Genomic DNA, 12,962 nt, shown 5'->3' on the forward strand with positions numbered 1-12,962 from the left:
GCCACATCAGTCGGCCGTTGCTATTGAATCCGGTAACGGGTAGGGCAGGGATTCAATTTCTAATACCGGCCCTTGCAGCGATTGCCAATGAACCGGACAAGTATCGGCACTGCTTTGCTGGATCACGGCCAGAACGTCAAAACCACCTTGCGGCGATGATGCTGCATTAACGATATTACCGCTGGATTGATCTTTCATGTCGCTGCTGTAAAGCGCATCACCCGCTGTGACGGTTTGCGCTGTGTTGATATGCGCTAGAAACATGCGCCGCTTGAGTTTGCCAAGATATTGCGTGCGCGCCACAATTTCTTGTCCCGGATAACAACCCTTCTTAAAACTGACACCGCCGATTGCGTCCAGATTGACCATCTGAGGCAGAAACATTTCCTGGGTTTCAGGCAAAATAACCGGGATTCCGGATGTGATTGTCAGCCAATCCCAGCAACCGGCGCCGATATTTTTTGCGTGTTGACTCAGGCGGTTCCAGAGTTCGGGAGCATTTCCCGGTGTTGTGATCAATTCGATGCGCTGTTGAGAAAGATAAAGCTTACTGATTTCATTATCATGCATGACTTGCAACGATTGGCTGAAGCTGCTTGAGGTGCCGGTAACAGTGTCAAGCAGCGCGATGGCGCGCGGCCCTGCAATGCCGACGCGGATCCAATCATCGCTTGCATCCGTTATTGTTACTTTTGCACGCAACACGTATATCGACAATCGTTTTTGAATGGCCGCGGCTAGACTGGCAGGCAATTGCATCAGAAAATCATCGCCTTGTTGCCAGAGCAGGAAAGTGGCCAAAATCCGACCCTTGGGGGTGCAGTAACTGCCGTATTGCGCCTTGTGCGGATTAATTTCCCGGATATCGCAAGTAAACTGACTTTGCAAAAAGGTTTTCGCGTCTTCTCCGGAAAAACGGATGAGACTGTAATGCGAAAGGTCAGCCATTACAGTAGCTATTTGTGTATCTTGAAGTTCCACTGCGCTATCGCCGAAATGAATTACACCAGAATTTTCAATAACGGCGCGATGATTGCATAAAAAGGTTTGCCAGGCTGGGTTCATACAAAAACGACAGATAAATTAACGGGCGATGATTATACGATACCAATCCAAGCGAGCGCATCGCCAGGCGGCAACTTTACTACTGCGCGAAATTCTGCTTGCTGTAATCATGAGAGGTAGATTGGTAATTTAAATATGTCCAATTTGCTTGTTCGTCTTCAGCCTTCCTATTATCTTGCGGTGCTGCTTTGTCTGGCTCATGCCGCCGCTGGCCTCGTATTATGGCCGCTGGTGCTGCCGCTGGGCGTGAAAGCGGCGATCGCTGCTTTGTTGATCGTCAGCCTGATTTATTATTTGCGCAAAGATGCGTTGCTTACGGCGCACGATGCAGTCGTGGCTTTGACGCTGACGGATGAGATGTCTTGCATTTTGATAGCGCGTTCCGGCCAATCGGTGGCTTGCGGCCTATCGGATAGTACCTTTGTCGCTCCCTATCTCACCGTTATCAGCTTGCATCCGGTTGAGCGGTTTTTCATGCGCAGTGTAGTGATACTGCCGGATAGCATGGATGCGGAGGAGTTCAGGCAATTACGGATTTGGTTGCGGTGGAAATGGAAAAATGATCGGGAGAAGCGATAAATCTTCAGAGTGAATTGCCGCGGATAAACTTTATGGGATAACAGGCTATGATTAATAGAGATTTCTTGGTTTTTCAAGTATTGGCGGATTGTGATCAAAGTAAGCTTGCAATGTATTGAGAAGTATTTTCTGACGCAGGCGGTAAAAACAATTTCCATGCGGTAGAAAATTTTTCTGCTATTCTAACAATGCAATAAGGGGATTTATTTGTAAACTAAAAAGAAGAGGAGATATGCTTAAAAAAAACTGTTAATGCATTGATACTGGTTCTTGTAATGGTGCTTGCTACCAGTCATGCTTTTGCCGCATGTAGCCTGGATACTGAAAAAGACGGAAAAACCGCTTGCGGTGCGAACCAAGTCTGCTATTTGGTGGATGGAGCCTGTATTGATAAAAAGAGCCTCCCAGCTGGAAAGGCATGTAAAAAATCAGGTGTTTGCCAGAATTCTTGTGTGAAAGAAGACGGTACGGAAACCAAGAGTGATGGTTCTGAAACCGGAAAATGCAGTTAGTCTTTTAGAATGGCACTATCTTGTTTTAGTCTGGGCCGGTTTAACCGGCTTAGGAGCAATTGGAACGGCTACGTAGTTAAATTTCTTTCTTCAATATTGTATTGTGCGCCACTGGCAACGTGTCCGGGTAATCCTTGCTATAGTGCAATCCCCGGCTTTCATGGCGCAGCATGGCGGATCGCACGATGAGATCCGCGCTATCGACAAGGTTGCGTAACTCTAACAAATCACTGCTGACGCGGAAGTTTATATAGTACTCGTTGATTTCTTCATGTAATAGCGCAATGCGGTGCTGTGCACGTTGCAACCGTTTGGTGGTACGCACAATACCGACGTAATTCCACATAAAACGGCGCAATTCATCCCAGTTGTGCGCGATGACAATTTCTTCATCTGCATCCGTAACCCGGCTCTCATCCCAATCGGGAAGCCGGGGTAATCCATTCGCCGGTTGATTGGCGATATTGTTTCCGGCTGCTTGCGCCAGTACCAAGCATTCGAGCAAAGAATTACTGGCGAGACGGTTAGCGCCGTGTAACCCGGTATGCGCGGTCTCTCCGATGGCATACAGATTGTCGAGATCGGTTTTGCCATACTTGTCGGTAACCACTCCGCCGCAGGTATAGTGCGCCGCCGGAACAACCGGAATAGGTTCCCGAGTGATGTCGATGCCCAATTCCAGGCAACGGGCGTAAATGGTCGGGAAATGTTCTTGCAAGAAACCGGCTGGTTTATGGGATATGTCCAGATAGACGCAATCCAGTCCTCTTTTTTTCATTTCAAAGTCGATGGCACGGGCAACAATATCGCGCGGCGCTAGTTCGGCGCGCGGATCATGGTGCAGCATGAAACGCTCGCCATTGGGTAATTTCAATAAACCGCCTTCGCCGCGTACGGCTTCGCTGATTAGGAACGATTTTGCGTGAGGATGATAAAGACATGTCGGATGAAACTGGATGAATTCCATATTGGCAATCCGGCAACCCGCACGCCACCCCATGGCGATGCCATCACCTGTCGCTGTGTCCGGATTGGTGGTATATAAATAGACTTTACTGGCCCCTCCAGTTGCTAGGACGGTATTTTGCGCGGTGAATGTCAGTACTTTATCTTTTTTCTTGTCCAGGATATAAGCACCAAAACATCTTTTTTTCTGCAGATTTGTATAACCCGGCAATTTGTCGCTAGTAATCAGATCAATGGCGATATGATGTTCCAATATCGATATGTTCGGGTGATTTCGTATTTTCTGGATTAAAGCTTGCTGAACAGCTTTTCCTGTGGCATCACCGCTATGAATGATGCGCCTTGTGCTGTGACCGCCTTCTTTTGTCAAGTGATATCCCGTTTCACTAGTCCGGTCGCTGGTGAAAATAACGCCTTGGCTTATCAACCAATGGATTGCGTTTGCTGCATTCTCGGCCACATGTCGGGTGACTTCCTCATCACATAAACCGGCTCCGGCGACTAATGTATCGTGCACATGTTTTGCTGGAGAATCATTTGTTGATAATGCCGCTGCAATTCCACCTTGTGCCCAAGAACTGGCGCCTGAGTCAGTGGTTTGTTTAGTGACTATGCAGACCTTTTTGTATTGCGCTAAATGCAGTGCCAGTGTAAATCCGGCCAGTCCGCTGCCGATAATCAAGGTGTCGAAATTGTTATTAGACATTAAGCTGGATTTATATTTTGGTCATTGATGAATTAAAAAAACAGCAAACGCAAATTTACGCATTGTTTTATTTTTTAAAGTCAAAAAGCTAAATTGTGAACTAATTGATAGGATTAATTGTCTTTGAAACGATTGCGATGCCATTACAGGTTTCCGAGATTCATTTGGATATGTATACTTATTCTGTTGCGCCATTATGCAACATTTAATAACAGAACAAGAGTAAATTTAAATTTATTCAAAATGCTCAGGGACCAAGTTGTATGGGGGATCGGGAAATCGATCAACAGTTAGTAGAACGAGTTCAAGGCGGAGATAAGCATGCATTTGATCTACTAGTCATTAAGTATCAACGAAAGCTAGCGCGCTTGTTATCGCAGTTCATACGCGACGCGGCCGAAGTTGAGGATGTGACGCAAGAAGCTTTTATTAAGGCGTATAGAGCTTTACCTTCTTTTCGTGGAGATAGTGCTTTTTATACATGGCTATACCGGATTGGTATTAATACAGCAAAGAATTTTCTAGTATCTCAAGGACGTAAGCTTCCGACATTGCAAGGATTCGACAATGAGGATGCTGAAGATTTTGAAGATAGCGGTTTGCTGAAGGAAATGAATACGCCCGAAAGTGAACTGATGAGCCAAGAAATTGCTCAAACGGTTAATCAGACACTCGATTCGTTGCCTGAAGAATTGCGAACAGCGATTATTTTGAGGGAAATTGACGGATTAAGTTATGAAGAAATTGCCAATATTATGAGTTGTCCTATAGGGACCGTGCGTTCACGTATATTTCGTGCGCGTGAAGCGATATCCGAACAGTTGCGTCCTTTGCTAGGGACAAGTAAAGACAAGAGGTGGTAACGTGAAAAGTAAAGTATCTGCATTAATGGATGGTGAACTTGATCAACAAGACGTTTCAAGTATTTTTGAAGCGATAAAAAAAGATGACGATTTGCGTAATGAGTGGAAAACGTATCATTTGATCGGTGATGCGCTACGGCAATCCTCACGATTATCAATGAATATTTCTTCGGGTGTTAGTCACAAGTTAAAAGCCGAGCCGATTGTTCTTTCTCCCAATACGTCCCGCACCACAGAAAAAAGACAAAAGCATAAAGTCCTGGCGTTTTCAATGGCTGCTTCAATAATCGCGATGGTCTCGGGATGGGTGATTATGCATAATTTATATAAACCGCAGCAAATAATCGTGGCGGAGCAATCCAAACGTGACAATACGTTAACCGCCTCTCCTGTTGTAGTTTCTTCCCCTCCCTTGATTCATAATTATTCCCATCCTCCCGTTGAAATGAATGACTACCTGTTTGTGCACCGTGAGTTTTCTCCAGGAATCACAATGAATGGGCAAGTTACCAATGTCAATAACGTGACAGACTATCGCGAAAGATATGGGAGATGATGAGTCGCAGAATATTCGCGCTGTTTTCGCTGTTTTTATTGGCAGTAATCAGTTTTCAAGCGGTATGTGCACAAGAATTATCTCGCTCAACGGAAAGTGCGCTTGACTGGCTAAAAAAAATGGCTGATGCGCCGCGTCGGCACAATTATTCGGGAACATTCGTATATTATGCCAATGGGCATATGGAAACGTCGCGCATTGTGCACAAGGCTGATCAAGCCGGTGAACGCGAAAGAATTGAAATTTTAGATGGATCGCCGCGCATTGTTTTTCGCACTAACGATGAAATGCAGTGTTATCTGCCGGACAGTAAAAAAATATATACTGAAAAACGTTGGTTCCGTAAGTTCTTTCCTGATATTCTCCCATTCCCGCTGGATGATGTTGACAGGAATTACTACGTCAAGGAAGCCGGACGCGAACGGGTTTCAGACTATGAATGCCAGGTTCTATCTCTAACACCGAGAGATTCCTTCCGTTATGGATATCAATTTTGGATTGACGCTAAAACAGGGGTGCCCGTTAAAGCGGCTGTCGTCAACGGTGATCAAATCATTGAGCAATTCGCTTTCGCACAACTGGAAATCGATAGGGAAATCGATCCCAGTCAATTAAAACCGGACCAAATACTGGTTACGAATGATTGGAAGACGACAAGCCTGTTGACCTCCATTTTGAATGAAGGTGAATTACAGTGGCAGATCAAGAATCTGCCTGCCGGTTTCAGGAAGTTGGTTGAAATGAAGCGCAACTTAACTGAGAAAACCGCGCTGGTCGATCATATTGCAGTATCCGACGGGCTTGCCACAGTTTCCGTTTTTATTGAACCGATTAGCAAGGATGCGCCGTCACCGGTTCCCGGTTTTTTTACCAGTCGTGGCGCCATCAATATTTATGTTCGTATGCTCGATGATCATAAAATAACAACGGTCGGTGAAGTTCCGTTGGAAACAATTAAACGAATAGGCGATTCTGTTGTTAAAAAAAATTAATTTCCGCAAGTTGAAGCACGCTAAACTTGCAAAATCCCCCGGCTTTCCAAATATGTTCATAAGCAAGAATTGAACATTTCCCCGGTTCGAAGATATAGAGAGTTATCATACCCTGTGGATTGCTGCACATATGTAAAGTAAGGACAAAATCATGCTTCGATCGATAGTAATTTTATTGTTGCTGCACACCTCATCAGTGCTTGCGCAAACCAGCCAGTTGCCGGATTTTACCGGGCTTGTGGAGAAACATGGTGCTGCTGTAGTCAATATTAGTGCTGTGCAGAATGCAAATACGGTGAGCAGTCAGGTGCTGCCCGAAATGCCGGGTATACCGGAGAATTCGCCGTTTTATGATTTTTTCAAGCGGCATATGCAGCCATTTCCCGCGCCAAGAAAATCTGAACCTAAATCGTTGGGTTCCGGTTTTATTATCAGCTCGGATGGTTATGTTCTGACCAATGCGCATGTCGTTGAAACGGCGGATGAGATTACGGTAAAGCTGAATGACAAGCGTGAGTTTGCCGCTGAGATTGTCGGCACCGACCGGAAGACCGATATTGCCTTGATCAAAATTAATGCTACCGACTTACCCAAAGCCACACAGGGAAATCCGGAAAATCTCAAAGTCGGTGAATGGGTGGTAGCAATCGGCTCGCCGTTCGGTTTCGAGCATAGTGTGACAGCAGGTATCGTGAGCGCGAAAGGTCGTTCCCTAGCGCAGGAAAATTATGTTCCGTTTATCCAGACCGATGTGGCGATCAATCCGGGAAACTCCGGCGGCCCGCTATTCAATATGCGCGGTGAAGTGGTCGGGATCAATTCGCAGATTTACAGCCGGACGGGCGGCTTTATGGGATTGTCATTTGCCATACCGATTAATGTCGCCACTGAAATTGCGGATCAGCTGAAAGTTAACGGTAAAGTAAGTCGGGGAAGAATCGGCGTCATGATTCAGGAGGTGACCAAAGAACTCGCGGAATCCTTTGGTTTATCCGACAGTAACGGCGCGCTGGTCGTTTCGGTGGAAAAAGGCGGTCCTGCCGATCAAGCAGGGATCAAGGCGCGCGATATTATCCTCAAGTTTGATGAAAAAGCGGTTGCCATCTCTGCGGATTTGCCACGCATAGTCGGCAATACCAAACCCAAATCCAAAGTATCGATTGAAGTTTGGCGCGACGGGGCTTTGAAAACAGTTAAAGTCGAAGTCGGAGAGACGCCTTCCGATGATGCGGCGGAAAACCGCAAGCACAAACCGGGTAAAAAACAGAATGCATCGAATCGCCTGGGGTTGGCGTTGAGCGAAATCACCGAAGAGCAACAGAAACAGCTGGAGATTACCAATGGTTTAGTGGTCGAAGACATGCAACCGGGTATTGCCAGCCGTTCCGGGATCCGTATCGGCGATATCATCCTGGGTTTAAACAGCAAGGATGTGAAAACGGTCGAGCAATTTAATGAATTGCTGAATCAGGCCAAAAGTGGAAAAAATATCGCCTTGCTTGTGAAAAGAGGGGATCTCACAACGTTCATCACCATGAAGCTGAGCGACGATGACAAGAAAGAGTGATGCTGTCTCAACAAATGTGGATCAAGCGAGAAAATTGATCGTATATGGCCGGGAAGCGTGTCATCTTTGCCAGGATATGATACTTGCGCTACGGAATTTGCAAGCGCAAGTATCGTTTGATTTTCAGGTCGTCGATATCGATTCCGATCCGGAATTAGTGGCGCGCTACGGCGATAAGATTCCTGTCCTGCTATCCTCGTTTACCCGCCAGGAGATTTGTCATTATTTTCTCGATTTGGCGGCTTTAGATGATTATCTTGCCAAATTTCGTTAGAATGCTGCCTCTTTTAACTGCCGATACAATATTTTAATTTTCAGTCTGATGATACTCGGTTCCGTGTGACTGGAAACATACTTTTATACTTCATATTCTGATGCAGCATATTCGCAATTTTTCCATTATTGCCCATATCGACCACGGCAAATCGACACTGGCAGACCGTATTATCCATTTGTGCGGCGGGCTGTCCGATCGCGAAATGGAAGAGCAAGTGCTCGACTCGATGGATTTGGAACGTGAAAGAGGCATTACCATCAAGGCGCAGACTGCGGCGCTGCGTTATAAAGCCAGAAACGGCGAAACTTACTTGCTGAATTTGATCGATACGCCGGGGCATGTGGATTTTTCCTACGAAGTTTCGCGCTCGTTAGCCGCCTGCGAAGGTGCGCTCCTGGTGGTTGATGCATCGCAAGGGGTGGAAGCGCAAACAGTCGCGAACTGTTATACCGCGATTGAGCAAGGTGTCGAAGTCATTCCGGTGCTGAACAAAATCGATTTGCCGGCGGCCGACCCGGAACGTGTCATCCAGAATATCGAAGATGTCATCGGTATCGATGCGCATGATGCGGTGAAAATCAGTGCGAAAACCGGCCAAGGTATCGAGGATGTTTTGGAAGCCTTGATCGCCAAAATCCCTGAACCGAAGGGCGATCCTCATGCGCCGTTGAAGGCGTTGATCATCGATTCCTGGTTCGATAATTACGTCGGTGTCGTGATACTGGTCAGGGTGATGGACGGTACCCTAAAACCCGGCGATAAAATTTTGCTGATGGCGAGCAAAGCGGTGCAACTGTGTGAGCAGGTTGGGGTGTTCGTGCCGAAATCAGTCAATCGCGATTCTCTCAGTGCCGGAGAAGTGGGGTTTATCATCTCCGGCATTAAAGAGCTCGATGCGGCGAAAGTGGGGGATACGGTAACGTCCGCCACGAATCCGGCCGACAAGCCGCTGCAAGGCTTTAAAGAAATCAAACCACAGGTGTTTGCCGGACTCTATCCGGTGGAATCGAATCAATACGACGCCTTGCGTTCCGCGTTGGAAAAATTGAAGTTGAACGATTCGTCGCTGCATTTCGAACCGGAGGTATCGCAAGCACTGGGATTCGGTTTTCGCTGCGGTTTTCTCGGCTTGCTGCACATGGATATCGTGCAGGAGCGCCTGGAAAGAGAATACGATATGGACTTGATCACGACCGCGCCGACCGTGGTTTATCAAGTGCTGATGCGCGACGGCAGTGTGATCGAAATTGAAAATCCATCCAAGATTCCGGATCTTTCCAAAATTGAAGAGATACGCGAACCGATTATCACGTCGACCATCATCGTGCCGGAAGAATTTGTCGGAGCGGTGATTACCTTGTGTGTCAGCAAACGTGGCAATCAGACGAATATGCAGTATATGGGTAAGCAAGTGATGCTGACGTATGAGATGCCATTGAATGAAGTCGTCATGGATTTTTTCGACCGCTTGAAATCGACCAGCCGCGGCTATGCTTCATTGGACTATGAATTCAAGGAATTCCGTGCTTCCGATTTAGTCAAGCTGGATGTATTGATCAACGGCGATAAAGTCGATGCGTTATCGCTGATCATCCATCGCAGCAACAGTCAGTATCGCGGACGTGAACTGGTGCAAAAAATGCGTGAATTGATCCCGCGCCAGATGTTTGATATCGCGGTACAAGCGGCGGTCGGTGCGCATATTATTGCGCGCGAAACGGTTAAAGCATTGCGCAAGAATGTGTTGGCAAAATGTTACGGTGGCGATATAACCCGTAAACGGAAGTTGCTGGAGAAGCAAAAAGCAGGTAAAAAGAGAATGAAGCGGGTGGGCAATGTGGAAATTCCGCAAGAAGCATTTCTGGCAATTTTGCAGGTTGATAATAAATAATGAATCGTAAAAATACAGTCGCACTGTCTGATTTTGAGTTAAAGCCGGATCACGTGAGTACAATGTGCAATACCTTGCCGAAGGAATCAAAATGAATTTTCCTTTGATTTTGTTCGTATTGCTGGTGATCACCGGTGGTATTTATTTGCTGGATTTCCTATTCTGGAAAAATAAACGCGCAGAGGAAGAAAGCGAGCCTTGGTGGATCGAGTATCCCAAGAGTTTTTTTCCGATCATTCTGATCGTTTTCAGTTTGCGTTCCTTCGTGATTGAACCGTTCAAGATTCCCTCGGGATCGATGATTCCGACGCTACTGGTCGGTGACTTCATTCTGGTCAACAAATATACCTACGGAATCAGATTGCCGGTGATCAACAAGAAAATTATCGATATGAATGAACCGAAGCGCGGTGATGTGCTGGTATTCCGTTATCCGGAGGATCCCTCGATCGATTACATCAAGCGCGTGATCGGGGTGCCCGGCGATGTGATCACTTATCACAATAAGCAACTCATTATTAATGGCGAAGTGGTTAAGATGGAATACGACGGCGATTACAAATATGTGGAATCAGGTCTCGGCTATATCTATTCCGATCGTTATTCCGAGTATTTGAAGAAGGAAGAAAACCACTCGATTCTGATCAATCAGGATGTTAAAGGGTTGCAATATTCTAATGTCAGGGATTTTCCGTTTCGCGATCATTGCAAGTATCACCGCACGGGATTTACCTGCGAAGTGCCGCCGGGAAATTATTTCGCGCTCGGTGATAATCGCGACAGCAGCAGCGACAGCCGTTACTGGGGGTTTGTGCCGGAAGAGAATATTGTCGGCAAGGCTTTCATGATCTGGTGGAATTTTGGAAATTTTGAACGTATCGGCTTATCCATCAAGTAATAGGTAAGTTTTTCTTAAACACGGAAAAGAGCATGCAATATCACACGATGCGGCGAAAACAAAAGGGTATTAGTCTATCCGGTTTGCTCGTTTGGGCTGTGATTTTGATTCTGCTTGCAATTTCCGGTTTGAAGATTGCGCCGGCCTATATTGAATTTTCATCGATCCAAAAAAATCTGTCTGCCATTGTTAAAGATATTAACACGCAGAGTGCGGATTTGAATCAAATCAGAGTATTGTTCAGCAAGCGTGCCCAGATCGATAATATTAAATCCATTAATGCGCAAGACATTAAAATCAATAAGGAAAGTGGCCGTATCGTATTAAGCGCGAACTATACGGTAAGGATACCGCTGGTTTCCAACCTATCCTTGACGATAGATTTTGATGCAACCAGCGAGTAATGGTTGAACATCATGCCAAGCGGAGCGCTACCAGGTATTCACCAATCGTTACTCGACCAATTTAGTCAACGTCTCGGGTATTCGTTTAAGCAACCCAAGCTATTGTTGGAAGCATTGACGCATCGAAGTCACAGCGCGGCGCACAACGAACGCCTTGAATTTCTCGGTGATGCGGTGCTGAATTGTGCGATTGCCGGATTGATTTATAAGTGCTTCCCAGATCTGCCGGAAGGCGACTTATCGCGGCTGCGCGCCCATTTTGTCAATCAAAAAGCCTTATCCGGCATGGCGCTTAGTTTGCAGATGGATCAACTGATAAGATTGGGCGAAGGGGAATTAAAAAGTGGTGGTTGTCACCGTCCGTCTATCCTGGCCGATGCCTTTGAGGCCGTGCTGGGGGCCATTTATGTCGATGAAGGCTATGCACAAGCGGAAGATGTGGTCAGTAAACTTTTTTTACCGTTGATGCAAAATATCGACCTTAAGACACACGGCAAAGACCCCAAAACATTATTACAGGAATTTTTGCAAAGCCAGAAACTGGCGTTGCCGGAGTATGTTGTCGTTACCACCAGCGGCAAGGCGCATAAACAGAAGTTCCAGGTGGATTGTGTGGTATCGGCGTTGAATATCCGCACCTCGGGGGAAGGCACAAGCCGCCGCGGCGCCGAGCAAGCCGCCGCAGAATTGGCTTATGAAGAAATCAGGTTTACGCCATGAGCACCGCATTCTTGAAGACTCTCTTGAAGATTGTTCGGAATGATTGCTGACGCCGATTTTCGTACCGGCTACGTCGCCATTATCGGCCGCCCTAATGTGGGTAAGTCGACGTTACTCAATAAGCTGTTGCAGCAAAAGATCAGTATCACATCGAGAAAAGCCCAGACCACGCGTTTTCGCATTAACGGTATTCTGACCGATCGACAAACGCAGTTTGTGTTTGTCGATACGCCCGGCTTCCAGACGCAATATACCAACCGCTTGAATGCGGCAATGAACCGGGTGGTGACGCAAAGCATGCAGGATGTGAACGTTATTCTGTTTGTCATCGAAGCGATGCGGTTTGATGAGCGGGATATAGCCGCGCTGAAAATCCTGCCGGAAAATGTTCCGGTTATTTTGGTCGTCAATAAAATCGATAAGCTGGCTGACAAAAAGCTGCTGCTGCCGTTCTTGAAAGAAGTGGCGCAAGCATTTGCGTTTGCCGACATTATACCGGTGAGTGCTATGCATAAGATTCAGTTGCCGGACTTGCTCAATGTGATCCGGAGCTATTTGCCGGTGAATCCGCCGTTGTTCGGTCAAGACGAAGTGACCGATCGCAGCGAGCGTTTTATCGCCGGGGAATTTATCCGGGAGAAGCTATTCCGTCTGGTTGGCGATGAAATTCCCTACTCGACCAGTGTCGTGGTCGATCAGTTTAAACTGGAAGATGAGTTGTATAAGGTTTATGCCACGATTCTCGTTGAGAAACCGAATCAGAAAGCGATTGTCATTGGTAAAAAAGGTGAAAAGCTGAAGCAAATCGCTACCCAGGCGCGCCAGGACATGGAATTGCTATTGGGCGGCAAAGTGTATCTGGAAGTGTGGGTGAAAGTGAAAAGCGGCTGGGCTGATAGTGAAAGTGTGCTGAGGAATCTTGGTTATGAATAACCCGCTGGAAATTTCTTTGAGCGGTATCCTGGA

General features: G+C 46.6%; 14 protein-coding genes. 12 read left to right on the plus strand and 2 right to left on the minus strand.

Annotation, left to right across the window (positions count from 1 at the left end):
- Positions 1-6: 6 nt before the first annotated feature.
- Complete coding sequence (locus tag HRU77_13970) at positions 7-1,065, minus strand: folate-binding protein YgfZ (GenBank protein QOJ21689.1); 1,059 nt, start codon at positions 1,063-1,065, stop codon at positions 7-9.
- 135 nt (positions 1,066-1,200) lie between these two features.
- Here HRU77_13970 and HRU77_13975 point away from each other — a divergent pair, with 135 nt between their 5' ends.
- Complete coding sequence (locus HRU77_13975; protein ID QOJ21690.1) at positions 1,201-1,644, plus strand: hypothetical protein; 444 nt, start codon at positions 1,201-1,203, stop codon at positions 1,642-1,644.
- A gap of 275 nt (positions 1,645-1,919) precedes the next feature.
- Positions 1,920-2,156, plus strand: coding sequence for a hypothetical protein (locus tag HRU77_13980; protein QOJ21691.1), 237 nt, complete (start codon positions 1,920-1,922; stop codon positions 2,154-2,156).
- Between the two features lie 76 nt (positions 2,157-2,232).
- Here HRU77_13980 and nadB read toward each other — a convergent pair whose 3' ends face one another.
- Positions 2,233-3,828 carry an L-aspartate oxidase gene (gene nadB, locus HRU77_13985; GenBank protein ID QOJ21692.1) on the minus strand — a complete coding sequence of 532 codons (1,596 nt, stop codon included), beginning with the start codon at positions 3,826-3,828 and terminating at the stop codon, positions 2,233-2,235.
- Between the two features lie 263 nt (positions 3,829-4,091).
- Between nadB and rpoE the strand changes: the two genes are divergently transcribed.
- The 10 genes from rpoE to era all read left to right on the plus strand — a co-directional run bounded on the left by rpoE (position 4,092) and on the right by era (position 12,929).
- Positions 4,092-4,691 carry an RNA polymerase sigma factor RpoE gene (rpoE, locus tag HRU77_13990; GenBank protein ID QOJ21693.1) on the plus strand — a complete coding sequence of 200 codons (600 nt, stop codon included), beginning with the start codon at positions 4,092-4,094 and terminating at the stop codon, positions 4,689-4,691.
- 1 nt (position 4,692) lies between these two features.
- Positions 4,693-5,247 (plus strand): sigma-E factor negative regulatory protein, encoded by a 555-nt coding sequence (locus tag HRU77_13995; protein QOJ21694.1) that lies wholly within the window; start codon positions 4,693-4,695, stop codon positions 5,245-5,247.
- On the plus strand, positions 5,244-6,239 hold the full coding sequence (locus HRU77_14000) for a MucB/RseB C-terminal domain-containing protein (GenBank protein ID QOJ21695.1): 996 nt from the start codon (positions 5,244-5,246) through the stop codon (positions 6,237-6,239). Before HRU77_13995 ends, HRU77_14000 begins: the two co-directional genes overlap by 4 nt.
- Positions 6,240-6,390: 151 nt before the next feature.
- Positions 6,391-7,806 (plus strand): DegQ family serine endoprotease, encoded by a 1,416-nt coding sequence (locus HRU77_14005; GenBank protein ID QOJ21696.1) that lies wholly within the window; start codon positions 6,391-6,393, stop codon positions 7,804-7,806.
- Positions 7,790-8,080: a glutaredoxin family protein gene (locus HRU77_14010; protein QOJ21697.1), complete on the plus strand. Its 291-nt coding sequence runs from the start codon at positions 7,790-7,792 to the stop codon at positions 8,078-8,080. Before HRU77_14005 ends, HRU77_14010 begins: the two co-directional genes overlap by 17 nt.
- A gap of 97 nt (positions 8,081-8,177) precedes the next feature.
- The gene (gene lepA / locus HRU77_14015) at positions 8,178-9,974 is read left to right on the plus strand and encodes an elongation factor 4 (protein ID QOJ22196.1); all 1,797 of its coding nucleotides are present in this window, start codon (positions 8,178-8,180) and stop codon (positions 9,972-9,974) included.
- A gap of 91 nt (positions 9,975-10,065) precedes the next feature.
- Positions 10,066-10,872 (plus strand): signal peptidase I, encoded by an 807-nt coding sequence (lepB, locus tag HRU77_14020; protein ID QOJ21698.1) that lies wholly within the window; start codon positions 10,066-10,068, stop codon positions 10,870-10,872.
- A gap of 32 nt (positions 10,873-10,904) precedes the next feature.
- Positions 10,905-11,276 (plus strand): DUF4845 domain-containing protein, encoded by a 372-nt coding sequence (locus HRU77_14025; GenBank protein ID QOJ21699.1) that lies wholly within the window; start codon positions 10,905-10,907, stop codon positions 11,274-11,276.
- A 12-nt stretch (positions 11,277-11,288) separates the two neighbouring features.
- A complete protein-coding gene (rnc, locus tag HRU77_14030) occupies positions 11,289-11,996 on the plus strand; it encodes a ribonuclease III (GenBank protein ID QOJ22197.1) in 708 nt (235 codons plus the stop codon).
- A 39-nt stretch (positions 11,997-12,035) separates the two neighbouring features.
- Positions 12,036-12,929, plus strand: coding sequence for a GTPase Era (gene era / locus HRU77_14035; protein ID QOJ21700.1), 894 nt, complete (start codon positions 12,036-12,038; stop codon positions 12,927-12,929).
- Positions 12,930-12,962 lie beyond the last annotated feature (33 nt).

Source organism: Gammaproteobacteria bacterium, assembly GCA_015709615.1.
In the GTDB taxonomy this organism is placed as follows: domain Bacteria; phylum Pseudomonadota; class Gammaproteobacteria; order Burkholderiales; family Nitrosomonadaceae; genus Nitrosomonas.